This is a genomic window from Streptomyces sp. NPDC059373 (assembly GCF_042751495.1).
Lineage (GTDB): Bacteria > Actinomycetota > Actinomycetes > Streptomycetales > Streptomycetaceae > Actinacidiphila.
Window position 1 is genome coordinate 137,742 of record NZ_JBHYXC010000009.1, and the last position, 26,569, is coordinate 164,310.

General features: G+C 70.4%; 24 protein-coding genes and 1 tRNA gene. 16 read left to right on the forward strand and 9 right to left on the reverse strand.

The window, feature by feature from the left end:
* Positions 1–20 precede the first annotated feature (20 nt).
* Positions 21–308 carry a hypothetical protein gene (locus tag ACFXJ5_RS16200; RefSeq protein WP_384631024.1) on the reverse strand — a complete coding sequence of 96 codons (288 nt, stop codon included), beginning with the start codon at positions 306–308 and terminating at the stop codon, positions 21–23.
* 263 nt (positions 309–571) lie between these two features.
* On the opposite strand from ACFXJ5_RS16200, the gene ACFXJ5_RS16205 reads away from it, so the two are divergent.
* From ACFXJ5_RS16205 to ACFXJ5_RS16215, 3 genes are read left to right on the forward strand one after another with little or no spacing between them, the layout of a single operon-like run.
* Positions 572–844 carry a LytR/AlgR family response regulator transcription factor gene (locus ACFXJ5_RS16205; RefSeq protein ID WP_384631025.1) on the forward strand — a complete coding sequence of 91 codons (273 nt, stop codon included), beginning with the start codon at positions 572–574 and terminating at the stop codon, positions 842–844.
* Positions 841–1,227: a response regulator transcription factor gene (locus ACFXJ5_RS16210; RefSeq protein ID WP_384631026.1), complete on the forward strand. Its 387-nt coding sequence runs from the start codon at positions 841–843 to the stop codon at positions 1,225–1,227. The genes ACFXJ5_RS16205 and ACFXJ5_RS16210 overlap by 4 nt, the downstream gene beginning before the upstream one ends.
* The gene (locus ACFXJ5_RS16215; RefSeq protein ID WP_384631027.1) at positions 1,224–2,330 is read left to right on the forward strand and encodes a sensor histidine kinase; all 1,107 of its coding nucleotides are present in this window, start codon (positions 1,224–1,226) and stop codon (positions 2,328–2,330) included. Before ACFXJ5_RS16210 ends, ACFXJ5_RS16215 begins: the two co-directional genes overlap by 4 nt.
* Before the next feature lie 21 nt (positions 2,331–2,351).
* On the opposite strand, the gene ACFXJ5_RS16220 is transcribed toward ACFXJ5_RS16215, so the two are convergent.
* Genes ACFXJ5_RS16220 through ACFXJ5_RS16230 form a run of 3 tightly spaced genes read right to left on the reverse strand, consistent with a single transcriptional unit; the run spans position 2,352 to position 5,067 of the window.
* Positions 2,352–3,236: an acyl-CoA thioesterase gene (locus tag ACFXJ5_RS16220; RefSeq protein ID WP_384631028.1), complete on the reverse strand. Its 885-nt coding sequence runs from the start codon at positions 3,234–3,236 to the stop codon at positions 2,352–2,354.
* Between the two features lie 16 nt (positions 3,237–3,252).
* Positions 3,253–4,410 carry an acyl-CoA dehydrogenase family protein gene (locus ACFXJ5_RS16225; protein WP_384631029.1) on the reverse strand — a complete coding sequence of 386 codons (1,158 nt, stop codon included), beginning with the start codon at positions 4,408–4,410 and terminating at the stop codon, positions 3,253–3,255.
* A 45-nt stretch (positions 4,411–4,455) separates the two neighbouring features.
* Positions 4,456–5,067: an SACE_7040 family transcriptional regulator gene (locus ACFXJ5_RS16230; RefSeq protein WP_384631030.1), complete on the reverse strand. Its 612-nt coding sequence runs from the start codon at positions 5,065–5,067 to the stop codon at positions 4,456–4,458.
* A 98-nt stretch (positions 5,068–5,165) separates the two neighbouring features.
* Between ACFXJ5_RS16230 and ACFXJ5_RS16235 the strand changes: the two genes are divergently transcribed.
* From ACFXJ5_RS16235 to glmS, 6 genes are all read left to right on the forward strand, one after another.
* Entirely contained in the window at positions 5,166–6,794 is a 1,629-nt protein-coding gene (locus ACFXJ5_RS16235) for a carboxyl transferase domain-containing protein (RefSeq protein WP_384631031.1), read from the forward strand.
* A gap of 14 nt (positions 6,795–6,808) precedes the next feature.
* Positions 6,809–8,800: an acetyl/propionyl/methylcrotonyl-CoA carboxylase subunit alpha gene (locus tag ACFXJ5_RS16240; RefSeq protein ID WP_384631032.1), complete on the forward strand. Its 1,992-nt coding sequence runs from the start codon at positions 6,809–6,811 to the stop codon at positions 8,798–8,800.
* Positions 8,797–9,729, forward strand: coding sequence for a hydroxymethylglutaryl-CoA lyase (locus ACFXJ5_RS16245; protein ID WP_384631033.1), 933 nt, complete (start codon positions 8,797–8,799; stop codon positions 9,727–9,729). The genes ACFXJ5_RS16240 and ACFXJ5_RS16245 overlap by 4 nt, the downstream gene beginning before the upstream one ends.
* 20 nt (positions 9,730–9,749) lie before the next feature.
* Positions 9,750–10,916, forward strand: coding sequence for an acyl-CoA dehydrogenase family protein (locus tag ACFXJ5_RS16250; protein WP_384631078.1), 1,167 nt, complete (start codon positions 9,750–9,752; stop codon positions 10,914–10,916).
* An 88-nt stretch (positions 10,917–11,004) separates the two neighbouring features.
* The gene (locus ACFXJ5_RS16255) at positions 11,005–11,280 is read left to right on the forward strand and encodes a hypothetical protein (RefSeq protein WP_127357974.1); all 276 of its coding nucleotides are present in this window, start codon (positions 11,005–11,007) and stop codon (positions 11,278–11,280) included.
* Positions 11,281–11,318: 38 nt separating this feature from the next.
* Complete coding sequence (gene glmS, locus ACFXJ5_RS16260) at positions 11,319–13,133, forward strand: glutamine--fructose-6-phosphate transaminase (isomerizing) (RefSeq protein ID WP_384631034.1); 1,815 nt, start codon at positions 11,319–11,321, stop codon at positions 13,131–13,133.
* Between the two features lie 108 nt (positions 13,134–13,241).
* Here the strand turns inward: glmS and ACFXJ5_RS16265 are convergent, their stop codons facing one another.
* Together ACFXJ5_RS16265 and ACFXJ5_RS16270 are read right to left on the reverse strand one after the other, a co-directional pair.
* Positions 13,242–13,838, reverse strand: a complete 597-nt coding sequence (locus ACFXJ5_RS16265) for an acetate uptake transporter (protein WP_384631035.1) — start codon at positions 13,836–13,838, stop codon at positions 13,242–13,244.
* 178 nt (positions 13,839–14,016) lie between these two features.
* Positions 14,017–14,538, reverse strand: a complete 522-nt coding sequence (locus ACFXJ5_RS16270; RefSeq protein WP_384631036.1) for a universal stress protein — start codon at positions 14,536–14,538, stop codon at positions 14,017–14,019.
* 832 nt (positions 14,539–15,370) lie between these two features.
* Between ACFXJ5_RS16270 and ACFXJ5_RS16275 the strand changes: the two genes are divergently transcribed.
* The 3 genes from ACFXJ5_RS16275 (at position 15,371) to ACFXJ5_RS16285 (ending at position 17,341) form a co-directional block, all read left to right on the forward strand.
* Positions 15,371–16,594 (forward strand): helix-turn-helix domain-containing protein, encoded by a 1,224-nt coding sequence (locus ACFXJ5_RS16275; protein WP_384631079.1) that lies wholly within the window; start codon positions 15,371–15,373, stop codon positions 16,592–16,594.
* 5 nt (positions 16,595–16,599) lie between these two features.
* The gene (gene orn, locus ACFXJ5_RS16280; protein WP_127357978.1) at positions 16,600–17,202 is read left to right on the forward strand and encodes an oligoribonuclease; all 603 of its coding nucleotides are present in this window, start codon (positions 16,600–16,602) and stop codon (positions 17,200–17,202) included.
* A 66-nt stretch (positions 17,203–17,268) separates the two neighbouring features.
* Positions 17,269–17,341, forward strand: a tRNA-His gene (locus ACFXJ5_RS16285).
* A gap of 47 nt (positions 17,342–17,388) precedes the next feature.
* Here the strand turns inward: ACFXJ5_RS16285 and ACFXJ5_RS16290 are convergent.
* The gene (locus ACFXJ5_RS16290) at positions 17,389–17,859 is read right to left on the reverse strand and encodes a pyridoxamine 5'-phosphate oxidase family protein (RefSeq protein WP_384631037.1); all 471 of its coding nucleotides are present in this window, start codon (positions 17,857–17,859) and stop codon (positions 17,389–17,391) included.
* A gap of 66 nt (positions 17,860–17,925) precedes the next feature.
* Positions 17,926–19,416: a cellulose binding domain-containing protein gene (locus tag ACFXJ5_RS16295; protein WP_384631038.1), complete on the reverse strand. Its 1,491-nt coding sequence runs from the start codon at positions 19,414–19,416 to the stop codon at positions 17,926–17,928.
* 230 nt (positions 19,417–19,646) lie between these two features.
* Between ACFXJ5_RS16295 and ACFXJ5_RS16300 the strand changes: the two genes are divergently transcribed.
* The gene (locus ACFXJ5_RS16300) at positions 19,647–22,559 is read left to right on the forward strand and encodes a glycoside hydrolase family 48 protein (RefSeq protein ID WP_384631039.1); all 2,913 of its coding nucleotides are present in this window, start codon (positions 19,647–19,649) and stop codon (positions 22,557–22,559) included.
* 107 nt (positions 22,560–22,666) lie between these two features.
* Positions 22,667–22,846: a hypothetical protein gene (locus tag ACFXJ5_RS16305; protein ID WP_384631040.1), complete on the forward strand. Its 180-nt coding sequence runs from the start codon at positions 22,667–22,669 to the stop codon at positions 22,844–22,846.
* A 102-nt stretch (positions 22,847–22,948) separates the two neighbouring features.
* Here the strand turns inward: ACFXJ5_RS16305 and ACFXJ5_RS16310 are convergent, their stop codons facing one another.
* Positions 22,949–23,977, reverse strand: a complete 1,029-nt coding sequence (locus ACFXJ5_RS16310) for a LacI family DNA-binding transcriptional regulator (RefSeq protein ID WP_384631041.1) — start codon at positions 23,975–23,977, stop codon at positions 22,949–22,951.
* Positions 23,978–24,146: 169 nt separating this feature from the next.
* Here ACFXJ5_RS16310 and ACFXJ5_RS16315 point away from each other — a divergent pair, with 169 nt between their 5' ends.
* Complete coding sequence (locus tag ACFXJ5_RS16315; protein ID WP_384631042.1) at positions 24,147–25,490, forward strand: extracellular solute-binding protein; 1,344 nt, start codon at positions 24,147–24,149, stop codon at positions 25,488–25,490.
* Positions 25,491–25,495: 5 nt separating this feature from the next.
* The gene (locus tag ACFXJ5_RS16320) at positions 25,496–26,530 is read left to right on the forward strand and encodes a carbohydrate ABC transporter permease (protein ID WP_384631043.1); all 1,035 of its coding nucleotides are present in this window, start codon (positions 25,496–25,498) and stop codon (positions 26,528–26,530) included.
* Positions 26,531–26,569: the final 39 nt, after the last annotated feature.

The following is a 26,569-nucleotide window of genomic DNA, read 5'->3' on the forward strand; positions in this document are numbered from 1 at the left end:
CCTCAGCCGCGTGGCAGCCCTCAGCCGCGTATGAGATGCCATGCGGTGAACACGGAGCCGGCGCCCGCGCCCCAGCCCAGCCAGTCGGCGTCCGCCCGGCGGCGTACGGTCACAGCCGCCAGCGCCACGACCATGGCCGTGGCGACGGCCCACACCACCCAGGCAGCCGCCCGCAGCCCCGGCTCCTCCCCGCCCCCGCCGTCGGCCAACGCCAGGAAGGCCCTGGCCAGCAGCGTGAGCAGGAAGGCGATGCCCCAGGCGCCGCGCGAGACGCGCGGGCACGCCTCGGCACTCTCCTTGTGCGTCATGATTCCCCCGTTGATCCCCCGTTGATCCCCCGTCGGGTGCCCCCGTAAGGCCCCCCGTGGACCCCGTTCAAGCCCCCCGTTGGGCCCCCGTTCGATCCCCCGTTGTCCCCCGTGGTGACCGCGACATGCGGCGCATCGCGCCGCTCGTTACGATCACGGTCGATTCTGCCGGTCCGGCGCCTCCAGCGGAATCGACCCAGGGGTGGAGATCAGGCTCCACCCACGGGTGGAGATCAGGACGTCCGGAGAAAGGCGCGACAGCGGTGGTACGGGTAGCGATCGTCGATGACGAAGAGCTGGTCAGGATGGCTCTGCGGCAGATTCTGGAGTCCGCGGCCGATATCGCCGTGGTCGTCGACAGCGACAGCCGCGACGCCGTCGCCGCGATCGAGGCCGCCGCCCCGGACCTGGTGCTCCTCGACACCGTCATGCCCGCCCCGGACGGGCTCACGGTGCTGCGGGAGCTTCGGGCGCTGCCGGAGCCGCCGGCGGTCGCGATGCTCACGGCCTTCGACACCACAACGCCGCCGCGATGAGCGCGGGCGCGACCGGCTTCCTGCTCAAGGACACGGCGGTCGGCACGCTCATCCACGCCGTACGGGTACTTGCCTCCGGCGGCACCGTCTTCACGCCGACGGTGAGCCGCGCCGTCGTCGACGGCTACCTCGACAAGGCCCGGCCGACGTCACCGGCCGAGGACGTCACGGCGCTGGCCCGGCTCACCGACCGCGAGCGCGAAGTGCTGGTGCTGGTCGCCGGCGGCCTGCCGAACGCGGAGATCGCCGAGCGGCTGCACATCACGGTGGCCACGGTGAAGGACCACGTCCGCGCGACGCTGCGGAAGCTCGGCGCGCCCAACCGGGTCTCCGCCGCCGTCCTGGCCCACCGCGCCGGACTCGTCCCCGGGCGCCCCGGGTGAGGTGGCAGCCGATCGCGCTCGACGCCGCGATGGTCGCCGTCGCGACGGTCGAGGTGTGGGCCACGCGCTCCATGGGCGGGCCGTACGCGCTCGCCGCGTCCAGCCTCGCCGCAGGGGCGCTGGCGCTGCGCCGCCGCCTCCCCCTGCCGGTGTTCGCGGCGACGCTCCCCGCCCTCTCGCTGGGCTACATCTGGCTGGCCCCCATGGCCGCGCTCTACACCATCGCGGCCGGCGAACGACGGCGAAGGGTCACCGCCGCGTGCACGGCTGCCGTCGCCTTCGTGTCCTTCTACCCCTGGCCATGGCTCGGCCACGTCAACTGGGAGCCGGCCGCCACGGTCCTCGCCGTCCTGCTGTCGGCGCTCCTGGCCACCGCTCCCACGGCGCTCGGGCTGCTCGCGCAGTCCCGGCGCGAACTGACGGCGCGGCTGGCCGAGCTGGCCGCCGGCCGGGAGCGTGAGCGGCGGCTCGCGGCCGAGCAGGCGGTCGTACGGGAGCGGACCCGGCTGGCCCGGGAGATGCACGACACCGTCGCCCATCACATCAGCCTGATCGCGGTGCAGTCCGGCGCCCTCGAGGTGACCGCGCGGAGCGATGACGCCCGGGCCGCGGCCGGCGCCGTACGGGAGCTCAGCCGGGACGCACTGGACGAACTGCGGCGGATGGTCGGGCTGCTGCGGCTCCCCGTGGACGCCGGGCAGCCCGAGGACGGCCCCGGCCTCGCCGACCTCCCGGCGCTGCTCACCGCCGCGGGACCCGGTGTGCGCGGCGACCTCCCCGCGGTGGCTGACGGCGCCTGCCCGGCGCCGGTGCAGCACGCGGCGTACCGCACGGTGCAGGAGGCGCTGACGAACGTCCGCAAGCACGCGCCGGGCGCGGCCACCGACGTCGTCCTGCGGCTCGTCGGCGACGACCTGCTCGTCGCCGTACGCAACGGTCCCGCCGACGGCGCCCCGGGCCCCGCCCTCCCCTCCGGCGGCCACGGCCTGACCGGCCTGCGCGAGCGCGCCACTCACCTCGGCGGCACCCTCCTCGCGGAGCCCGAGCCGGACGGCGGCTTCCTGGTGCGGGCGGTCCTGCCGCTGGGCGAGGCCCGGCAGTAGCGCTGCGACGCCGCGCGCTGCCTACCGGCTGCGCGGCACCCGGACGACGCCCTCCTGGATGACGGAGACGGCGAGCCTGCCGTCGCGGGTGTAGATGCGGGCCGTGCCGAGTCCCCGGCCTCCCGACGCCGAGGGGCTCTGCTGGTCGTAGAGCAGCCATTCGTCGGCGCGGAAGGGGCGGTGGAACCACATGGCGTGGTCGAGGCTGGCGCCGACGACGTCGCCGAGGGCCCAGCCGCCGCGCCCGTGGGCGAGGAGGACGGAGTCGAGCAGCGTCATGTCGGAGACGTACGTGGCGAGGCAGACGTGCAGCAGCGGATCGTCGGCCAGCTTCCCGCGGGTGCGGAACCACACCTGGGAGCGGGGCTCGCGCGGGCCCTGGCCGGCGGTGAGGAAGGGCGGGTCGTCGACGTAGCGCAGGTCGACGGCGGCCCGTGCCTCGAGGATCCGCTCCACGACGCCGGGGTCGGGGAACTTGTCGGCGTGGGCCGGCAGCAGTTCTTCGGCGGTGGGCAGCGTCTCGGGGTCGGGGGCCGGGGGCATCGGCTCCTGGTGGTCGAGCCCGTCCTCATAGAGCTGGAAGGACGCCGAGAGGTGGAAGATCGGCTGGCCGTGCTGTACCGCCACCACCCTTCGGGTGGTGAAGGAGCGGCCGTCGCGGATCCGGTCGACCTCGTAGACGATCGGCACGCCCGGATCGCCGGTCCGGAGGAAGTACGCGTGCAGGGAGTGCGCCGCGCGGTCCTCGGGCACCGTACGGCCGGCCGCGACCAGCGCCTGGGCGGCGACCTGGCCGCCGAAGACGCGCGGCACTATGGCGAGGCGGCTGGCGCCGCGGAAGATGTCCCGCTCGATCCGCTCGAGGTCGAGCAGATCGAGCAGGGACGTCAGTGCTTCGTCGCTCACAGTGGCAGTGTCCTGGTCACAGGCCCAGCGACTTGGCGATGATCGAGCGCATGACCTCGCTCGTGCCGCCGTAGATGCGGTGCACGCGGTTGTCCGCGTACAGCCGGGCGATGGGGTACTCGAGCATGTAGCCGTAGCCGCCGTGCAGCTGCAGGCACTTGTCGATCACCTTGGCGGCGGTCTCGGTGCAGAAGAGCTTGGCGCGCGCGGCGTCGGCGGCCGTGAAGTCGCCCGTCTCGTGGGCCTCCAGGGCGCGGTCCACGACAGCCTGCATGGCGTCGACGTCGGAGGCGCAGTCGGCGAGCACGAACTTGGTGTTCTGGAACTCGGCGACGGCCTTGCCGAACACCTTGCGATCGCGGACGTACTGGGTCGCGAAGCGAACGGCGGCGTCGGCCTGCGCGTACGAGCCGACGGCGATGGCCAGCCGCTCGACGGGCAGGTTGTGGGCGAGGTACGAGAAGGCCTTGCCCTCCTCCCCGAGCAGGTCCTCGACCGGCACCTTGACGTCGGTGAAGGACAGCTCCGCGGTGTCGGAGGTGCGCAGGCCGATCTTGTCCAGCTTGCGCCCGACCGCGTACCCCTCGCTCTTGGTGTCGACGGCGAGGATGGACAGGCCGCCGCGGCGGTCCTCCGGAGTGGCCGGCGCGGTGCGGCAGACGACCAGGACGCGGTCGGCGACGACGCCGCCGGTGATGAAGGTCTTGGCGCCGTTGAGGACGTAGTGGCTGCCGTCCTCGGAGAGCTTGGCGTTGGTGGTCATACCGGCCAGGTCGGAGCCGGTGCCGGGCTCGGTCATGGCGATGGCGGTCATCATCTCGCCGCTGATGAAGGGCGGCAGCCAGCGCTTCTTCTGCTCCTCGTTGGCGAATTCGAGGATGTACGGCAGTACGAGACCGGTGTGCACGCCGCTGCTGCCGAAGCTGACGCCGGCCCGCGCGGACTCCTCGGTGACGACGGCGCTGAACTTCCAGCCGGTGACGCCCGCGCCGCCGTACTCCTCGGGAACCTCTATGCCGAATATGCCGAGCTCACCGAGCTTGAGGTAGAAGTCGCGGGGCGGGTAGCCGGTCTTCTCCCACTCGGGGTAGACCGGGACGACCTCGGCGGCGATGAAGTCCCGGATGGTCTCGCGGAACGCCTCGTGGTCCTCGTTGAATACCGTGCGACGCACTGGGCGCCTCCTCTGCCGGACGCTGGTGAGCAAGTAAGCAAGCGCTCAGTAAGTTACTTGCCGGTCCGCCGGAATGTCCAGAGCGGCAAATGCGCCGAGGGCGAGGCGGTGCAGCACCGCGGCGGTCGCCGCGCGGCCGGGCAGGCCGTTGTGCGGGCCGAGGTGCGGGGTGGAGTTCAGCAGTCCGAAGACCGCGTGGACGGCCGCCCGGACCTCGGGCGGGGGTGCGGCGGGATGGACCTGCCGGACCACCTCGACCCACTGCTCCACGTACTGCCGCTGCAGCTGCCGCACCAGCTTGCGGTCGGACTCGCGCAGCCGGTCCAGCTCGCGGTCATGGAGGGTGATCAGTGGACGGTCGTCGAGCGCGAAGTCGATATGGCCCCGGATCAGGGCGTCCACCGCGTCGGCGGGTGAGGCCGCCTCGGCGACCCGGAGCTTCCCGGCCGCCATCAGCCGGCCGCTGATCCCGACCAGCAACTCGGCGAGCATCGCGTCCTTGCCCGCGAAATGCCGGTAGAGGCCGGGCCCGCTGATGCCGACGGCGGCGCCTATCTCGTCCACACCGACGCCGTGGAAGCCCCGCTCGGCGAAGAGTCGAGCGGCTTCCCTGAGGATCTGCTCGCGCCGGTTCGAGGGGGCCTTCGTGGAGGTCATGAAATTGATTCTAGACAACCCGGTTAGCGGGCGTTAACGTGGTGGAGAACACGTTAACGATCGCTAACCGACCGAACGACCGACCGGGGGCCCGGGACATGGAAGCACCCGTGCTGCGCAGCGCAGCCGATCCCGCGAGCGACGCATATCGCGCCAATGCCGAGGCGCACGCGGAGCTCAATGCCCAGCTGCGCGAAAAGCTCGCCGCTGCCTGCCTCGGCGGTGGCGAGAAGGCCCGTTCCCGGCACACCTCGCGCGGCAAGCTGCTGCCCCGCGACCGCGTCGACGGCCTGTTGGACCCCGGCTCTCCCTTCCTGGAGCTGGCGCCGCTGGCCGCCGACGGGATGTACGAGGGGCAGGCTCCTGCCGCCGGGGTCGTCGCCGGCATCGGCCGGGTGTCGGGGCGCGAAGTGGTCGTTGTCGCGAACGACGCGACGGTCAAGGGCGGTACGTACTACCCGGTCACCGTCAAGAAGCATCTGCGCGCCCAGGAGGTCGCCCTCGACAACCGGCTGCCCTGCGTCTACCTGGTCGACTCCGGCGGCGCCTTCCTGCCCCGGCAGGACGAGGTCTTCCCGGACCGGGACCACTTCGGGCGGATCTTCTTCAACCAGGCGACGATGTCCGCGCGCGGCATCCCGCAGATCGCCGCCGTCATGGGGTCCTGCACGGCCGGCGGCGCCTACGTCCCGGCGATGAGCGACGAAGCGGTCATCGTCCGCAACCAGGGGACGATCTTCCTGGGCGGTCCGCCGCTGGTGAAAGCCGCCACCGGTGAGGTCGTCACCGCCGAGGAGCTGGGCGGCGGCGAGGTCCACTCCCGCATCTCCGGCGTCACCGACCACCTGGCCGAGGACGACGCCCACGCCCTGCGCATCGTCCGCAACATCGTCTCCACCCTTCCCCCGCGCGGCCCCCTCCCCTGGGCCGTGGAGCCCGCCGAGCCGCCCGCCGTCGACCCCGCCGGGCTCTACGGGGCCGTGCCCACCGACTCCCGCACTCCGTACGACGTGCGCGAGGTGATCGCGCGGATCGTGGACGGCAGCCGCTTCGCGGAGTTCAAGCCCGAATACGGCACGACCCTGGTCACCGGCTTCGCCCGTATTCAGGGCCACCCGGTCGGCGTCGTCGCCAACAACGGCATCCTGTTCTCCGAATCGGCCCAGAAGGGCGCGCATTTCATCGAGCTGTGCGACCAGCGCGGCATCCCGCTGCTGTTCCTCCAGAACATCTCCGGCTTCATGGTGGGCCGCCAGTACGAGGCGGGCGGCATCGCCAAGCACGGCGCCAAGATGGTCACGGCCGTCGCCACGACCCGGGTGCCGAAACTCACCGTGGTCATCGGCGGCTCGTACGGAGCGGGCAACTACTCGATGTGCGGCCGCGCCTATTCACCGCGATTCCTGTGGATGTGGCCCAACGCCAAGATCTCCGTAATGGGCGGGGAGCAGGCCGCCTCCGTCCTGGCCACCGTCAAGCGCGACCAGCTGGCGGCAGCGGGCGAGAAATGGTCCGAGCAGGCGGAGGAGGAGTTCAAGGCCCCCATCCGCGCCCAGTACGAAGCGCAGGGCAACGCCTACTACGCGACGGCCCGGCTCTGGGACGACGGCGTCATCGACCCGCTGGAGACCCGCACCGTGCTGGGGCTCGCGCTGACCGCGTGCGCCAACGCGCCCATTCCGCAACACGATCCGACGGCGCCCGGCTTCGGCGTCTTCCGGATGTAGGGGGAAGCCACACCATGTTCGACACCGTCCTGGTCGCCAACCGAGGCGAGATCGCCGTCCGAGTCATCCGCACCCTGCGGCGGCTCGGGGTGCGCTCGGTCGCCGTCTACAGCGACGCCGATGCCGGCGCCCGGCATGTCCGCGAGGCCGACACCGCCGTGCGGATCGGCCCGGCGGCCGCCGCCGAGAGTTACCTGTCCGTCGACCGGCTCCTGGCCGCCGCCGCCCGCACCGGCGCGCAGGCCGTCCACCCCGGCTATGGCTTCCTCGCCGAGAACGCGGCCTTCGCCCGGGCCTGCACCGATGCCGGGCTGGTCTTCATCGGGCCGCCGGCCACCGCCATCGACCTCATGGGCGACAAGATCCGCGCCAAGGAGACGGTTTTGGCCGCCGGCGTCCCGGTCGTGCCGGGCAGCACGGGCAGCGCGCTGGACGACGGCCAACTGATGGACGCGGCACGCGAGATCGGCGTCCCGGTGCTGCTCAAGCCATCGGCGGGCGGCGGCGGCAAGGGCATGCGGCTGGTCCGGGACGAGGCGCTGCTCGCCGAGGAGATCGCCGCCGCACGCCGGGAGGCCCGCGGTTCCTTCGGCGACGACACGCTGCTGCTGGAGCGGTGGATCGACCGCCCGCGCCATATCGAGATCCAGGTCCTGGCCGACGGCCACGGCCATGTCATCCATCTCGGCGAGCGCGAGTGCTCCCTGCAGCGCCGCCACCAGAAGGTGATCGAGGAAGCCCCCTCCGTCCTCCTCGACCCCGGCACCCGCGCCGCCATGGGCGCCGCCGCCGTCCAGGCCGCCCGCTCCTGCGGCTACGTCGGCGCCGGCACCGTCGAATTCATCGTCCCGGGGATGGACGACCAGGCGTACTTCTTCATGGAGATGAACACCCGCCTCCAGGTCGAACACCCCGTCACGGAGCTGGTCACCGGACTGGATCTGGTCGAGTGGCAGGTGAGGGTGGCCGCCGGTGAGCCCCTGCCGTTCGCGCAGGAGGACATCCGGCTCGACGGGCACGCGGTCGAAGCCCGCATCTGCGCGGAGGTCCCCTCCCGGGGCTTCCTGCCGTCCGCGGGGACGGTACTCGCGCTGCGCGAGCCGCAGGGCGAGGGCGTACGCGTCGACTCGGGGCTCGCGGCCGGCACCGGGATCAGCACGTCCTACGATCCGATGCTGGCGAAGGTCATCGCCCACGGCCCCGACCGGGCCACCGCCCTGCGCCGACTGCGGGCGGCCCTGGCCGACACCACCGTGCTGGGCCTGGACACCAACACCGGCTTCCTGCGGCGTCTTCTGGCCCACCCGGATGTCGTCTCCGGTGACCTGGACACCGGGCTGATCGACCGGGAGCTCGGCGGCCTGGTGTCCGGCGACATCCCGGACGAGGTCTACGCGACGGCTGCTCTGCTGCGCCAGGCGGCACTGGAGCCGGACGGGGCGGCCGGCGCGTGGGTGGACCCCTTCTCGGTACCGAGCGGGTGGCGGCTCGGCGGCGAGGCGGCGTGGACTCTGCACCATCTGCGGGTGCCGGGCCAGGAAGCGGTGACGGTACGGCTTCGGCACGGCGAGGCACGCGTCGGTGAGGGCGAGCCGGTCCCGGCCCGGCTCATCACGTCGGACGACGCTCTCGCGGTGCTGGAGTGGGCCGGCATCATCCACACCTTCCACCATGCCGGGGCGTGGCTGGGCCGGGACGGGGACAGCTGGCAGGTCGCCGGCCACGACCCGGTGGAGGCCGCGCTGCGCGGTGGCGCGGGAGCGGGCGGCGTGGACACGCTGGCCGCACCGATGCCGGGGACGGTGACCGTGGTCAAGGTGGCCCCGGGCGACACCGTGACCGCCGGGCAGAGCCTGCTGGTCGTGGAGGCGATGAAGATGGAGCACGTCATCACCGCCCCGCACGACGGCACGGTCACCGAGCTCGATGTGACGCCCGGCAGCACCGTGGCCATGGACCAGGTGCTCGCCGTGGTCACCCCGCACCAGGAGGAGGGCGCGTCATGACCGCCGCCGGACTGCCCATGTCCCTGCCCCTCGGGGGTCTCCCGCGGAGCATCCGCATCCACGAGGTCGGCGCACGCGACGGACTGCAGAACGAGAAAGCGACGGTGCCGACGGCCGTCAAGGCGGAGTTCGTCCACCGCCTGGCCGGGGCGGGGCTGCGCACCATCGAGGCGACCAGCTTTGTGCACCCCGCATGGGTGCCCCAACTGGCCGACGCGGAACAGCTGATGCCGCTGCTGGAGGACCTGCGGGGCGTACGGCTCCCGGTCCTGGTGCCGAACGAGCGCGGCCTGGACCGCGCGCTGGCCCTTGGCGTGCGGGAGGTCGCCGTCTTCGGCAGCGCGACGGAGTCGTTCGCGAAGGCCAATCTCAACCGGACGGTCGACGAGTCCCTGGCGATGTTCGAGCCGGTGGTCGCCAAGGCCCGGGCCGCCGGGGCGACGGTGCGCGGCTACCTCTCGATGTGCTTCGGCGACCCCTGGGAGGGCCCGGTGCCGGTCGCCGAGGTCGCGGGCGTCGCCCGGCGGCTGTTCGACCTCGGGTGCGACGAGCTGAGCCTGGGCGACACGATCGGGGTCGCGACCCCCGGCCATGTCGTGGCGCTGCTGGAGGCCCTGGACATCCCCGTCGACCGGATCGCCGTCCACTTCCACGACACGTACGGCCAGGCACTGTCCAACACCCTGGCCGCTCTCCAGCAGGGGGTGAGCATCGTGGACGCCTCCGCCGGCGGCCTCGGCGGCTGCCCGTACGCCAAGAGCGCGACCGGAAATCTCGCCACCGAGGACCTCGTCTGGATGCTGGACGGCCTCGGCATCGAGACCGGGGTCGACCTCAACCGCCTCACCGCCACCAGCGTGTGGATGGCGGAGCAACTGGGCCGACCGAGCCCGTCCCGCACCGTCCGCGCCCTCTCCCACGAGGAGTGAGTACAGCCATGACGACCACCATGACTCCCGCCCACCGGCTGCCCGCCGAGTACGAGGAACTCCGTCGCACCGTCGAGCAGTTCGCTCACGATGTCGTCGCGCCCAAGATCGGCGAGTTCTACGAGCACGACGAGTTCCCGTACGAGATCGTCCGCGAGATGGGCCGGATGGGGCTGTTCGGGCTGCCCTTCCCCGAGGAGTACGGCGGGATGGGCGGCGACTACTTCGCCCTCTGTCTCGCGCTCGAGGAGCTGGCCCGGGTCGATTCCTCCGTGGCGATCACCCTGGAGGCCGGGGTGTCGCTGGGCGCGATGCCGATCTTCCGCTTCGGCACGGAGGAGCAGAAGCGCGAGTGGCTGCCGCGGCTGACCTCCGGCGAGTCGCTGGGCGCGTTCGGGCTGACGGAGCCGGAGTGCGGCTCGGACGCGGGCGGCACCCGGACGACCGCCCGGCTGGACGAGGCGACGAACGAATGGGTGATCAACGGCACCAAGTGCTTCATCACCAACTCCGGCACCGACATAACGGCTCTGGTCACGGTCACCGCCGTCACCGGCCGCAAGGCCGACGGCCGCCCGGAGATCTCGTCGATCATCGTGCCGTCGGGCACCCCCGGCTTCACCGTCTCCAAGAAGTACAGCAAGGTCGGCTGGAACGCCTCGGACACCCGCGAGCTGTCCTTCGCCGACTGCCGCGTCCCAACCGCCAACCTGCTGGGCGAGGAGGGGCGGGGCTACGCCCAGTTCCTGCGGATCCTGGACGAGGGGCGGATCGCGATCTCCGCGCTGGGCACCGGCCTGGCACAGGGCTGCGTGGACGAGTCGCTGGCGTACGCCAAGCAGCGGGAGGCCTTCGGCCGGCCGATCGGGGCCAACCAGGCGATCCAGTTCAAGCTCGCCGACATGGAGATGCGGGCCCACACCGCCCGCCTCGCCTGGCGGGACGCGGCGTCGCGGCTGATCGCGGGCGAGGCGTTCAAGAAGGAGGCGGCACTCGCCAAGCTCTACTCGTCGGAGATCGCCGTGACCAATGCCCGCGAGGCCACCCAGATCCACGGCGGCTACGGCTTCATGAACGAGTATCCGGTGGCCCGGATGTGGCGGGACTCCAAGATCCTGGAGATCGGCGAGGGCACCAGCGAGGTACAGCGCATGCTGATCGCCCGGGAGCTCGGACTCCCCGTATAGGGCCGTTCCGGCTTGATTTTCCTCACCCACTGCCCGATTTCGGGCAGGATTCTTGCAAATGAGCCCCTCCCTCCCGCAGGATCGTCCGGTGCTCGAACGCCGTGCGGCCCATGACGATCTCATTGACCACCTGGTTCGGACCACGCCGCTGCACCGCGGCGAGGCCGCCAGGGTGGTTCTTGACGTCCTGGCGTACTTCGACGAGTCAGCCGAGGAATTCATCCGGCGACGCCATCGCGAGCTGCAGGCGAAAGGGCTGCTGAACGCGGAGATCTTCGACCGGATCACCGCCGAGCTGCCCGGCCGCCCGGTGACGGCGCCGGAGTACTCGCTGCGGCAGCTGCGCCGCATCGTCTACGGCTGAGCACACCATGAACACGATCGGGAGGGACGACTAGATCCATGTGCGGAATCGTCGGATACATCGGCAAGCGCGACGTGGCCCCGCTGCTACTGGAAGGCCTGCAGCGACTGGAGTACCGCGGGTATGACTCGGCCGGCATCGCCATCGCGGGCAAGTCCGGCGGGCTGAAGACCGTCAAGGCCAAGGGCCGGGTCCGCGAGCTGGAGGCCCGGGTGCCCAAGCGCTTCACGGGCACCACCGGCATCGCCCACACCCGCTGGGCGACGCATGGCGCGCCGAGCGACGAGAACGCCCACCCCCACCTGGACGCCGAGGGCAAGGTCGCGGTCGTCCACAACGGCATCATCGACAACGCCACCGAGCTGCGCGCCAAGCTCACGGCCGACGGTGTCGAGTTCCGCTCCGAGACCGACACCGAAGTGCTGACCCACCTCATCGGCCGCTCCCAGGCGGACACGCTGGAGGAGAAGGTCCGGCAGTCGCTGGCCCTGATCGAGGGCACGTACGGCATCGCCGTCCTGCACGCCGACTTCCCGGACCGGATCGTCGTCGCCCGCAACGGCTCCCCGGTGGTGCTCGGCATCGGCGAGAAGGAGATGTTCGTCGCCTCCGACGTCGCCGCGCTGGTCACCCACACCCGGCAGGTCGTCACCCTCGACGACGGCGAGATGGCCACCCTCAAGGCCGACGACTTCCGTACGTACACGACCGACGGCGCCCGTACGACGGCGTCCCCGACCACCGTGGAGTGGGAGGCCGAGTCGTATGACATGGGCGGCCACGACACGTACATGCACAAGGAGATGGCCGAGCAGGTCGAGGCGGTGGACCGGGTGCTGCGCGGTCGGATCGACGACCGCTTCTCCACCGTGCACCTGGGCGGCCTGAATCTGGACGCCCGGGAAGCACGGGCCGTGCGCCGGGTGAAGATCCTGGGCTGCGGCACCTCGTACCACGCGGGTCTGATCGGCGCCGGGCTGATCGAGGAGCTGGCCCGTATCCCGGCCGACGCCGAGCCGGCCTCCGAGTTCCGCTACCGCAACCCGGTCGTCGACCCCGACACCCTCTACGTCGCGGTCTCGCAGTCCGGTGAGACGTATGACGTCCTGGCCGCGGTGCAGGAGCTCAAGCGCAAGGGCGCCAGGGTGCTCGGCATGGTGAACGTCGTCGGTTCGGCGATCGCCCGCGAGACGGACGGCGGCGTGTACGTCCACGCGGGCCCGGAGGTCTGCGTGGTCTCCACGAAGTGCTTCACCAACACGGTGGTCGCCTTCGCCCTGCTGGCCCTGCACCTCGGCCGGATCCGGGATCTGTCGGTCGCGGACGGCAAGCGGCTGATCGCGGGCCTGCGCAGGCTGCCCGGGCAGATCGCCGAGATCCTGGAGCAGGAGCCGGAGATCAAGAAGCTCGCCGAGGAATACGCAAACGCGAAGTCGATGATGTTCATCGGCCGGGTGCGCGGCTACCCGGTGGCCCTCGAGGCCTCCCTGAAGCTCAAGGAGATCAGCTACATCCACGCCGAGGCGTACCCGGCCTCCGAGCTCAAGCACGGCCCGCTCGCCCTCATCGAGCCCGCCATGCCGACGGTCGCGATCGTGCCGGACGACGACCTGCTGGAGAAGAACCGGGCGGCGCTTGAGGAGATCAAGGCCCGCAGCGGACCGATCCTGGCGGTCGCGCACCGCGAGCAGGAGAAGGCCGACCACACCATCGTGGTGCCGAAGAGCGAGCACGAGCTGGACCCGATCCTGATGGGCATCCCGCTCCAACTGCTGGCGTACCACACGGCGCTGGCGCTCGGCCGCGACATCGACAAGCCGCGCAACCTGGCGAAGTCCGTCACCGTCGAATAGCCCCCGCAGAACCACAAGCGGCCCCCCGGCGCCCGACGCGCCGGGGGACCACTCACCAACTCACCGCTCACTCAACTCCGGCCCGTACAGGCCTCCTACGGGTGAGCCCTACGCGTGCCCGCGGTGCGGCACCGCCAAGCGCCACCCGTCCGACGGAAGCGCCCGCCGGCCCCACGTGGCGTTGGTCAGCAGCGCCGTGCCGCCGTACCAGGCGACCGCCCCGGCCGCCACGCCCACCCAGCCCGCGGTCTTGCCGAGACCGGAGTTGTCCGCGAACGCCGCGATGCCGAACAGCACCGTCGACACCGTCAGCAGCCCGAAGGCGGTCTGCGCCACGCCGCCCAGCTGCCAGGCGGCCACCGTCAGACTCAGCGCCAGCAGCGCCCACAGCAGGAAGAACAGCCCTGTGACCTCCTTGCCCGCGGGAGTGCCGGACGCGGCCGCCCAGGTGACCCAGAAGGCGCCCAGCGAGGCGAACGCGGTGCCGGCGAAGGCGCTGCCCCGGTAGAACTCCCACATACCGGCGACGAATTGGGTGAAGCCGCCTACGTAGAGGGCGAGCCGGGCCGCATCGCCCGCCGCCGTGTTGTCGATCACGCCGGTGCTGAAGAGCCCGAACGCCAGCAGCGTCAGGCCGAGTGCCAGGTATCCCAGAGGCGTGGCTCCGGCTCCTGCGGTGCGTGTCGTGGAGACGTCGTTGTCCACCGCGACCCCCTTCAAGTACGAGGTGTACGAGGGAAGAAACTGCAGGTGAGATACCCTTCACAAGGGCGCAAGCAACCTCGCAACCCCAGAAACCGGACCGTTGGCGGTCAAATCGTTATGGAATGACCACGACAGGCCTGGAAATGACCACGACAGGCCTGGGAATGCCGACAACAGGTCAGGGGATGACCACGACAGGCCGCTGGGCGCGCCGCGCCAGCCGTCCGGCCACCGAGCCGAAGATCTTCCCTATGAGGCCGTGCGTGCCGCCGACCACGATGGCGTCGGCCTCGTACTCCCGGCCGACCTCCTCCAGCTCGTGGCAGATGTCGCCGCCGCGCTCGACCAGGATCCAGGGCACCTCGGACAGGTGGTCGGCGCAGGCCAGCTCCAGCCCCAGCACCTCGGTGCGGTGGTCCGGGACGTCCACGAAGACCGGCGGCTCGCAGCCCGCCCAGACCGTGGCCGGGAGCCGGTTGGCGACATGCACGATGATCAGCGCGGAGCCCGAGCGCCGGGCCATGCCGATGGCGTACGCGAGGGCGCGTTCGCTCGATACGGAGCCGTCGAAGCCGACCACCACGCCGTGCCGGAACGCGGGGTCGCATGATGCGCGCAGCTCTGCTGCCGCCTCGGGTACCGCCGCCGCATCGGCGAGCGGTTTGCCTTCGGCGGGCTCGGGGAGCTCGTAACCGGCCATGATGTGATTCTCGGCAAGGTCGGTGCGGGTGGTGCACCGAAGGGCGGACAACAACGCTTGCGGGGGCCGCGGGACCGGCCGATATGACCGGTAAGGGGCTGCCCTTCCCGCTGACTCCAGAGTACGGCGGCGAAGCACCCGTGCACAGATGTGCCGGACCCTTCACAGCCACCCCTTACCCCGGAGTTTCCAGGAGAATGCCGTAGCCGGCCGCCGAGTGCAACGCCCCCTCACCAATCGGACAACTCGACCCTGAGCAGCCCTTCCCGCCCTGTCCGCCACCGGCCATATCCGGAATCGTCCTCAGCCCCCCGAAAAGGGGTGGGGGCGCACAGGTGCATCAGCCACCCCCTCGGCGTGCGCCGGTGCGCTGACCTGGGGCGCGCACAGGATTGCCGACATTTTTCGGCCAACTTCTCACCGTAGTACGCCTGTTGTCCACACAGACCCTCCACACCCCTGCCACCAGCGGAGAAGCCCTCACGGGGGGCGCACAACCGCTCTGCGCCCATGCGAGGGGGGAGAGGCACACTTCCCACCAGGCCCGGCGAGTGGAACGCTTCGTGATCGAATGCTTCACGCCAAGTTGCCATGTCGACATACAGCCAGGTGGTGAACTTGCCACTGCAGCCCCATGGGACACAGTAGATTCGATCTTGAGTAAAACGGCGGGGGAACAGTGCAGGACCGAGAGGACGAGACGACCGAGGGGGGCTTGAGCTCCATGAACCAGGAGTCCAGGACCGGCATGGCGACGGAGATCCCGTCGACCGCCGGCACGGCCACCACCGCACCGTCGGCACCATCGGCGACGGCGTCAGCGTCGTCGGCGATGTCTCCTCGCACCACCCGCAAACTCTCCGCGCGCCGCCGTCAGGAGGTCGTGGCGGTGCTGCTGTTCAGCGGCGGCCCGATCTTCGAGAGCTCCATCCCGCTGTCGGTCTTCGGCATCGACCGCCAGGACGCGGGCGTGCCCCGCTACCGCCTCCTGGTCGCCGCCGGCGAGGACGGACCGCTGCGGACCACCGGCGGCCTCGAGCTCACCGCTCCGTACGGTCTGGAAGCGCTCTCGCGAGCCGGCACCGTCGTCGTGCCCGCCTGGCGCTCGATCTCCCAGCCGCCGCCCGTGGAGGCCCTGGACGCACTGCGCCGGGCCCACGAGGAGGGCGCCAGGATCATCGGCCTGTGCACCGGGGCCTTCGTGCTGGCCGCCGCCGGACTGCTCGACGGCCGGCCCGCCACCACCCACTGGATGTACGCGCCCACCCTCGCCAAGCGCTACCCGTCCGTCCATGTCGACCCGCGCGAGCTGTTCGTCGACGACGGCGACGTCCTGACCTCGGCCGGCACCGCCGCCGGCATCGACCTGTGCCTGCACGTCGTACGGACCGACCACGGCACCGAGGCCGCCAACGCGCTGGCCCGCCGCCTGGTCGTACCGCCTCGCCGGGGCAGCGACTGGAGTGGTGGTCAGCAGCGCCATCTGGATCGATCTTTACCGGAGGAGATCGGCGGGGACCCGCTGGCCGAGGTCGTCGCGTGGGCGCTGGAGCACCTCCACGAGCAGTTCGACGTGGAGACCCTCGCCGCGCGCGCCTACATGAGCCGCCGCACCTTCGACCGCCGTTTCCGTACCCTCACCGGGAGCGCTCCCCTGCAGTGGCTGATCACCCAGCGGGTGCTGCAGGCCCAGCGGCTCCTGGAGACCTCCGACTACTCGGTCGACGAGGTCGCCGGCCGGTGCGGATTCAGGTCACCCGTCGCCCTGCGCGGCCACTTCCGCCGCCAGCTCGGCTCCTCCCCCGCCTCCTACCGGGCCGCCTACCGGGCCCGCCGCCCGCAGGACGAGACCGAACCGCCGGTGGCGGTGAAGGAGCCGCGTGCCGCCGCCGCGCCGTCGGCGCTGCCCGTGCAGCCCCCCGCGAAGGCCGTGAAGACCGAGAACGACACCTTCACGACCCGTATCCCGGAGCAGCCCGGGCGGCTTCGCGGGGACCGAGACGTACGCGGACGCAACGCGGCGGTGCCGGGTCCGAGGGATCGCCCCGTAGGGTGATACACATGAACGACCGGATGGTGTGGATCGACTGCGAGATGACCGGCCTCTCCTTGGCGCACGACGCGCTGATCGAGGTGGCCGCCCTTGTCACGGACTCGGAGCTGAACATCCTCGGCGAGGGCGTGGACATCGTGATCCGCCCGCCCGCCGAGTCGCTCGAGACGATGCCGGACGTCGTACGCACCATGCACACCGCCTCCGGTCTCCTCGACGAGCTCGACGGCGGCATGACCCTCGACGAGGCCGAGAAGCTGGTCCTCGCCTACGTACGCGAGCATGTCGCCGAGCCCCGCAAGGCGCCGCTGTGCGGCAACTCCGTCTCCACCGACCGCGGCTTCCTCGCCCGCGACATGCCCGCCCTGGAGCAGCACCTCCACTACCGCATCGTGGACGTCTCCTCCATCAAGGAGCTGGCCCGCCGCTGGTACCCGCGCGCGTACTTCAACAGCCCCGAGAAGAACGGCAACCACCGGGCGCTCGCCGACATCCGCGAGTCCATCGCCGAGCTGCGCTACTACCGCGAGGCCGTCTTCGTCCCCCAGCCTGGCCCCGACACGGACACGGCGCGCGCCATCGCCGCGAAGTACGTCCTGCCGACCGACTGAGCCTGCAGCGAGCACCCGCCCCGACCCTGTACACTTCTTCTGGCCGGTGCGAAAGCGCCGGTCATGGTGGGTATAGCTCAGCTGGTAGAGCACCTGGTTGTGGTCCAGGATGTCGCGGGTTCGAGTCCCGTTACTCACCCTTCTCGATCAAGGCCCGGTCTGTGTGAACAGGCCGGGCCTTGATCGTTACCGGCGCCGGTGTTCCCGCACGGGAACACCGGGGTGCCAGGTCTGCACGACCAGTTCGTCGTCCTCGACCCTGACCCGTACGACCTCGGTCAGCTCGGTCCGGAAGAGATGGAAGGGCTCGGGCGGCTTCACCTCGTCCACGTACGTCGCGATCACGGCGGCGTCGGTGATCTCGACGGCGCGGCCGCTGACCCGGACGTCGCCGCCGTCCATGGAGGTGTCCGGGCCCGGATTGGCGTGCAGCGCGAACCGGGGGTCGCGGCGCAGGTCCAGCGCCTTGCGCGAGCCGGCCATCATGCCGAGCCACAGCTCGCCGAAGCGGAAGTCCGCCTCGAGGCCGGTCAGGCGTGGCGAGCCGTCGTGCCGCAGGGTGCCGAGGACATGGTGCTTGTACTTCTGGAAGCGCGCCTGGACGGCGTCGGCGAGATCGGGTTCGGTTGCCCGGAAGCCGGACCAACTGGTGTTCATACGTCCATGGTGTCCGCGATTCCCGACACCTCCTGTCGGGAATCGCGGACGATCTGGCGAGCGGGTTCAGCCGAGTGCGAGCAGGTGATCGCGCAGCCCGGCGCCGTAGGCGGTGGCCGTGCCGTCGTAGGCGGTGATCAGGGACGGGCCCGACGAGCAGTCCCAGGTGTTCCAGGTCCACCCGAGGTACGAGGAGTGGTGGGCGTCGAGCCAGGCCATGAACTGGTCGATGAAGCCGTGCCCGCAGGTGTTCTCGCCGATCTCACCGGCGACGAGCGGGACCTGCGCGGCGACCGGCGCGAGGGTGCTGTCCCAGCAGGAGGCGGCGCTGCAGGTGTTGAAGTTGTAGACGTGGACGGCGGCCGCGAGATTGCCCGTGGAGTCGGTCGGACGGTACGTCAGCCATTGGCCGAGGTCGTTGGAGTACGCGACCCCGCCGAGCAGGATGACGTTCTGCGCGCCCGCGCCGCGTACGGCGTTGACCAGGGTCTGCATGCCGGCGACGGAGTAGCCGATGCCGGGGCAGGTGCCGCCGTCGCGCCAGCAGGTCCAGGCCTGGGTGAGGGTGGAGGTGGCGCGGTCCGGATAGGGCTCGTTGAAGAGGTCGAAGACGGCGGCCTGGTCGGCCTTGAAGGTGCCGGCGACCGAGGCCCAGAAGGACGGGGTGTACTCGGCGTCGGGCATCGGCTTCTGGCAGGAGGCGTAGAGGTCAGAGCAGCCGGCGGAGTTGCCGGTGTACTGGCCGTGGCTCCAGTGGAGTTCGAGGACCGGGGTGATGCCGTGCGCCTCCAGGCGGGTGACGTAGTCCTTGATCGCGTTGATGTAGGTGGTGCCGCTGTAGGCGCTGTCGATGTTGGACAGGCCGAGCCAGCACTCCTCGTTCAGCGGGATGCGTACGGTGTCGATGTGCCAGGTCTTCATGGCGGCGATGGCGGCGTCGTCGACCGGGCCGTCGAAGATGCCGCGGCCCTGGACGCACATGAACTCGGTGCCGGAACGATTCACCCCGTGGAGGAGGTGCTCGGTGCCGGACGAGTCGACGATCTTGTTGCCGGAGACGTGCAGCTTGGGCGGGGCGGTGTCGGCGGGTGTGGTGGAGGTGGCGGTCGGTGTCGGTGTTGGCGTCGTGGGTGAGGGCGAGGCGTCCGTGTTGCAGGTCGTGCCGTTGAGCTTGAAGGCGGTGGGCGCGGCGTTCGACCCGGACCAGCTCGCGAGGAAGCCGGCCGTGACGCTGCCGCCGGTGGCCAGCGCGCCGTTCCAGCTCTCGTTGGTGACGGTGACGGACGTGCCGGACTGGGACCACGTGCCGTTCCAGCCCTGGGTGACCTTCTGGGTGCCGGGGAAGTCGAAGGTCAGGGTCCAGGAGGTCGTCGGGGCGCTGCCGTTGGTGATGACAACGCTGCCTTGGAAACCGCTGCTCCACTGGTTCGTGACGGAGTAGTCGACCGAACAGGCCGTCGCCGCGGACGCCGTGACGGACGGCAGCAGGGCGATGCCGCCGGCTACGACGAGAACGGCGGCGGAGGCCAGGACTACAGGGCGCGGTGGTCGTCGCATGTGCGACTCCTCAATGGTGGGGGTCATTGCATGGGCGCGCTCCCACTGGTTCGCGGCAGACCATAGCGCCAGGCGCCTCCGACGCATAGAGAGTTGACGCCAACTCATGCCATCCACCCGGGGATTCACGGGAGCTGCTTCACCTCTTGACAGTCCGTCAGTCCCGCTCGACGCTTGGGAGCGCTCCCACTGGTTCACCGCACCCTCTCAGGTCACGAGGAGGATTCCGCATGCCCAGAGGACGACCAAGAAGGCTGTTGGTGGTGGGAGTCGCCGCGCTCGCGCTGCCGCTCGCCACCACCACCGCCGGAGGCACCACCCCGGCCCAGGCCGCCACCGTGCAGTGCAGCGTCGACTACACGACCAACGACTGGGGTTCCGGCTTCACCGCGAACGTCACGATCACCAATCGGGGCACCGACGCCATCTCCGGCTGGTCGCTGGCGTACGCGTACACCGGCAACCAGACGCTGACCAACGGCTGGAACGGCAGCTGGTCGCAGTCCGGCAAGAACGTCACCGTCACCAACCTCGACTGGAACCGCACCATCGCCGCCGGCGCCGCCGTCAGCGCGGGCGCCAACTTCGGCTACAGCGGTACGAACACCGCGCCCACCGCCTTCTCCGTCAACGGCACCACCTGCACCGGCGCCCACCAGCCGCCGGTCACCGCCCTGACCAGCCCGGCGCCCGGCGCGACGTATACGGCCGGGGCCACCGTTCCGCTGGCGGCGTCCGCGGCGGCCTCGGACGGGGCGACCGTCTCGAAGGTGGAGTTCTACAGCGACACCACCCTGCTGGCGACCGACACCACCTCCCCGTACACCGCCGACTGGACCGGGGTCGCGGCAGGCGACTACTCCCTCTACGCCAAGGCGTACGACAGCACCGGCGCCTCCGCCGAGTCCACCCCCGTCGGCATCCATGTCGCCGCCGGCCCCTCGCTGGTCGCCACCCCGGCCCAACTCGCCGTCCAGCAGGGCAAGACCGGCACCTTCGCGGTCAGCCTCTCCACCCAGCCCTCCGCGAACGTCACCGTCGCCGTCGCGCGCGGCTCCGGCAACGCCGGACTGTCGGTGACCGGCGGCGGCAGCCTGACCTTCACCCCGGCCAACTGGTCCACCGCGCAGAACGTGACCGTCACCGCCGACGCCGCCGGCACCGGCGCGGCGGTCTTCAGCGCGACCGCGACCGGCTACCTCAAGGCCGACGTCACCGTCACGGAACTGGCCGCGTCGAGCACGTACGACGCCCGGTTCCTGGACCTCTACGGCCGGATCACCGCCCCGGCCTCCGGCTACTTCTCGCCCGAGGGCATTCCGTACCACTCCGTCGAGACCCTGATCGTCGAGGCCCCGGACTACGGGCACGAGACGACCTCGGAGGCGTACTCGTATCTGATCTGGCTGCAGGCGATGTACGGCAAGGTCACCCAGGACTGGAGCAAGTTCAACGCCGCCTGGGCGACCATGGAGAAGTACATGATCCCCACCCACGCCGATCAGCCGACCAACAGCTTCTACAACGCCAGCAAGCCCGCGACCTACGCCGCCGAGCATCCGCTGCCCTCCGACTACCCGTCGCAGATCGACAGCAGCGTGCCCGTCGGCTCCGACCCGATCGCGAGCGAGCTGTCCTCCGCGTACGGGACGAGCGACATCTACGGCATGCACTGGCTGCAGGACGTCGACAACACCTACGGCTACGGCGACACCCCGGGCGGCGGCTGCGAGGCGGGCCCGAGCGCCGCCGGCCCGTCGTACATCAACACCTTCCAGCGCGGCGCCCAGGAGTCGGTCTGGGAGACCGTGCCGCAGCCGACCTGCGACAACTTCACCTACGGCGGTACGAACGGCTACCTGGACCTGTTCATCAAGGACTCGTCCTACGCCAAGCAGTGGAAGTACACCGACGCCCCGGACGCCGACGCGCGCGCCATCCAGGCCGCGTACTGGGCCGACACCTGGGCGAAGGCGCAGGGCAAGGCGAGCGATGTCGCGACCACCGTCGCCAAGGCGGGCAAGATGGGCGACTACCTGCGCTACTCCTTCTTCGACAAGTACTTCAAGAAGATCGGCAACTGCGTGGGCGCGAGCAGCTGCGCGGCCGGCACCGGCAAGGACAGCGAGCACTATCTGCTGTCCTGGTACTACGCCTGGGGTGGCGCCAACAGCTCCTCCGCCGGCTGGGCCTGGCGGATCGGCGACAGCGCGGCGCACTTCGGCTACCAGAACCCGATGGCCGCGTACGCCCTGACCACCGACACCGCGATGACCCCGAAGGCCACCACCGGCAAGTCCGACTGGCAGACCAGCCTGGGCCGCCAGCTGGAGTTCTACCGGTGGCTGCAGTCCAGCGAGGGCGCCATCGCCGGCGGCGCCACCAACAGCTGGGAGGGCGACTACGGGACACCGCCGAGCGGCACGCCGACCTTCTACGGGATGGCGTACGACCCGGCGCCCGTCTATCACGACCCGCCGTCCAACCAGTGGTTCGGCATGCAGGCCTGGTCGATGGAGCGGGTCGCCGAGTACTACCAGCAGACCGGCAACGCCGCCGCCAAGGCGATCCTCGACAAGTGGGTCACCTGGGCCCTGTCCAAGACCACCGTCAACCCCGACGGGACCTATCTGATCCCCTCCACGCTGACCTGGTCCGGACAGCCGGACACCTGGAACGCGGCCGCCCCCGGCGCCAACGCCGCACTGCACGTCACGGTCGCCGACTACACCAACGACGTCGGCGTCACGGCCGCGTACGCCAAGACCCTGTCCTACTACGCCCAGAAGTCCGGCTCCACGGCCGCCAAAACCATGGCCAAAGCCCTGCTCGACGGCATGTGGGCCAACTACCAGGACAGCCTCGGCATCGCCGTCCCCGAGACCCGAACGGACTACAACCGCTTCGACGACCCGGTCTACGTCCCCAGCGGCTGGACCGGCACCATGCCCAACGGCGACGCGGTCAACTCCTCGTCCACCTTCGGATCGCTGCGGTCCTTCTACGCGGACGACCCGGCTTACTCCAAGGTCAGCGGCTACCTGAACGGAGGAGCGGCACCGAGCTTCACCTACCACCGCTTCTGGGCACAGGCCGACATCGCCCTGGCCATGGCCTCGTACGGGGATCTCTTCGGCGAGTGAACCGAGTGAACCCGGCGATGCCAGTGAGCAGCCTCACTGTGTGACATGAGCCCCCGGAGCCCATTTTCCGGGGGCCTCTGTCACACCCCCCGCATAGAATCTTCACCATGTCCCCGACCGCTCTGAACCACCGGCACCACGCCCGGTCCCCCCGCTCAGTCGAAGCCGCCAACGAGGCGATACGGCAGTACGTCGCAGGTCGCCGCTCCTGGTCGAAGGCCGAGCTGGCGGAGCTGGACCGGCTGCGCGCGATCTGGCACGCGGCCCGCACGGCCGGCCGCCGCTAGTGCCGTGACCGGGCTGTCAGGGCGACATTCCGGGCTTCCCTGGACTTCCTGGGGCTTCCGGGCCTCCCGGGGCTTCCGAGGCTTCCAGGCCTCCCGGGCTTCCTAGGCGGACTCCCGCCGCACCAGCTCCGTCGCCAGCACCACATGCCGCCGGGTGGGCGACCTGGCGGCGATCTCCTCCAGCAGCACCCGGGCCATGGTCCGGCCCATCTCCTGCGTCGGCTGCCGCACACTCGTCAGCTGCGGATCCGTGTGCCGGGCGATCGCGGAGTCCTCGAAGCCGATGAGCGCCACGTCGTCCGGCACCCGCCGCCCCGCCTGCCGCAGCATCTGCAGGGCACCGGCCGCCATCAGATCCGAGGCCGCGAAGACGGCGTCCACGTCCGGCCGCAGCTCCAGCAGGGACCGCATGGCCGCGCGGCCGCCCTCCTCGGTGAAGTCGGCACGGGCGACCAGGGCCTCGTCGGCGCCGAGTCCGGCGGCCTCGATGGCCTGGTGGTATCCGTCGAGCCGGCAGCGGGCCACGTACATGTCCAGCGGCCCGGTGATGGTCGCGACCGAGCGCCGGCCACGGCCGAGCAGGTGCGCGACGGCGGACCTGGCACCACCGACATTGTCGGCGTCGACATACGACACCGACTCCAGATCGGAGCGCCGGCCGTTGAGCACGGCGGGCATCTCCAGCTGCTCCAGCAGATCGGGCAGCGGGTCGTTCTCGTGCACCGAGACCAGCAGCACCCCGTCCACCCGGTGGGCGCTGAGGTACTGGGCGAAGCGCTGGCGCTCCTTGGGCGTGCGTATGAGGGTCAGCAGCAGCTGCATGTCGGTGTCGGCCAGCTCGGCGCCCACGCCCCGGATGATGTCGGAGAAGTACGGCTCCGCGAAGAGCCTGGTCTCCGGCTCGGGGATGACCAGGGCGATGGCGTCCGTACGATTCCCGGCCAGGGCTCTGGCCGCCCGGTTCGGTACGTATCCCAGCTCGGCGATCGCGGCCTCGACGGCTGTCTTCGCGCGATCGCTGACCCGGGGCGAGCCGTTGATGACGCGTGAGACCGTGCCGCGGCCGACGCCGGCCCGCGCGGCGACCTCCTCCAGGGTCGGCCTACCGGTGTGCCGTCCGCTCACCGCCATCGCGGCCTCCCAATCGCTGCCATCACTTAGCCATCTGCGCCAACTTAGAGCGTCGGCTCCCTTGACACCCCACCGGGGAACGGCGACCCTTCAACACATCACGCATGGGAGCGCTCCCACAGTAGCGAACGCATACACATCCCGCACGCAGACCGTCCCGGAGGACCGAATGGGCACGACAACGAAGTCGCACCGGCACCGAAGCGGCCGGACCGCCGCAGTCGCCCTTGCGGCAGTGGCCGCGCTGGGCGCGAGCCTGCTCGCCGGCTGTTCGTCGGACAGCGGCAACACCTCGAGCCCCGGCTCCTCCGGCGGCAAGGGGAAGACCACGATCACCGTCGGCACCTTCGGGGTCTTCGGCTACAAGCAGGCCGGGCTGTACGACGAGTACGAGAAGGCGCATCCGAACATCACGATCAAGGAGAACGTGATCGAGCGGAACGACACCTACTACCCCCAGCTGCTCACCCACCTCGCCGCCGGCAGCGGCCTCAGCGACATCCAGGCCATCGAGGTCGGCAACATCAGCGAGGTCGTCTCCACCCAGGCGGCGAAGTTCGAGGACCTGTCCAAGGCCTCCGGCGTCGAGAAGTCGAACTTCCTGCCCTGGAAGTGGGCGCAGGCGACGACCGCCGACAACAAGACGGTGGCGCTCGGCACCGACATCGGCCCGATGGCGATCTGCTACCGCACGGACCTGTTCAAGAAGGCCGGGCTGCCGACCGACCGGACGAAGGTCGGCGCGCTGTGGGCGGGCGACTGGAGCAAGTACATCGCCGCCGGCCAGACGTACAAGAAGAACGCCCCCAAGGGCACGACCTTCATGGACTCGGCGGCCGGCCTCTACCAGGCGGTCAGCAACAGCTACTCCGAGCGCTACTACGACAGCAGCGGCAAGGTCGTCTACAAGACCAGCCCGTCGGTGAAGACGGCCTGGAACCTGGCCATGGAGGCGTCGACCAGCGGTCTGACCGGCAAGCTGAAGCTCTTCGACAAGGCCTGGGACCAGGCGTTCGCCAACGGCAAGTTCGCCAGCCTGCCCTGCCCGTCGTGGATGCTCGGCTACATCCAGGAGAAGTCCGGCGACTCCGGCAAGGGCAAGTGGGACGTGGCCGCCGCGCCGAAGCCCGCCAACTGGGGCGGCTCCTTCATCGGGGTTCCCTCGGCGGGCAAGAACAAGGCCGAGGCGGTCAAGCTCGCCGCCTGGCTGACCGCTCCCGAGCAGCAGGCCAAGGTCTTCGCCAAGCAGGCCAGCTTCCCCAGCGCCCCGGGCGCGTACGACCTGCCCGCGGTGAAGGACGCCAAGCACGCCTACTTCAACAACGCCCCGATCGGTGAGATCTTCGCAAGCGCGGCCAAGAGCATCCCGACGCTGGTGATCGGGCCCAAGGACCAGCAGATCTACACGGCCATCACCGACGTCGGCATCCTGCAGGTCGAGCAGCAGGGCAAGACCCCGGCGCAGGGCTGGGCCGCCGCCGTCAAGGAAATCAACAACGCACTGGACCAGTGACCGGCATGGTTTCGGAACTCTCCGACATCGCAGACGCGACCGCGTCCCCCACACAGGGGGGCGCGGCCCCGCGCGACGAGGCGGCGCGGCGCCGGCCTGCCGACCACGACCCGGCGGCGGCGCGTCGGCGCAAGTGGCGCAGCCGCCTCTACCGCTGGGACGTCAAGGGCAGCCCGTACGCCTTTGTCTCGCCCTTCTTCCTCTTCTTCGTCGCCTTCGGGCTCTTCCCGCTGATCTACACCGGCTGGTCGTCCTTCTACCGGGTGGAGCTGACCAACCTCGACGCGCGGGAGTTCGTCGGCTTCCACAACTACACCCGGCTCTTCCAGGACGAGTTCTTCTGGAACGCGCTGCGGAACACCTTCACCATCGGTGTGATCTCCACCGTCCCGCAGCTGCTCATGGCCCTGGGCCTGGCCCATCTGCTCAACTACCGGCTGCGCGGCTCCACCTTCTTCCGGGTCGCGATGCTCGTCCCGTACGCCACCTCGGTGGCCGCCGCGGCCCTGGTCTTCACGCTGATGTTCGGCACCGACTACGGCATGATCAACTGGGTCCTCGGCCATCTCGGCTTCGGGCACACGGACTGGCGGGCCGGCACCTGGTCCTCGCAGATCGCGGTCTCCTCGATCGTGATCTGGCGCTGGACCGGCTACAACACGCTGATCTATCTGGCCGCCATGCAGGCGGTGCCGAGCGACCTGTACGAGTCGGCGGCACTGGACGGCGCCTCGCGCTGGCAGCAGTTCCGCCATGTGACGGTGCCGATGCTGCGGCCGACGATACTTTTCACCATCGTGGTCTCGACGATCGGCGCGACCCAGCTCTTCGGTGAGCCGTATCTGTTCGGCGGCACCGGCGGTGAAAAGGGCGGCTCCGCCCACCAGTTCCAGACGCTGGGCCTGTATCTGTACGAGCAGGGCTGGACCAACTACCACCTCGGGCGGGCCTCGGCCATCGCCTGGACGATGTTCCTGCTCCTGCTGCTGATCGCCGCCGTCAACGGGCTGGCCGCCCGCTGGCTGCGCAAGAGCCAGTGAGGGTCCGAATGGCTGTCTTCTCCTCCACCCGCCAGGCGC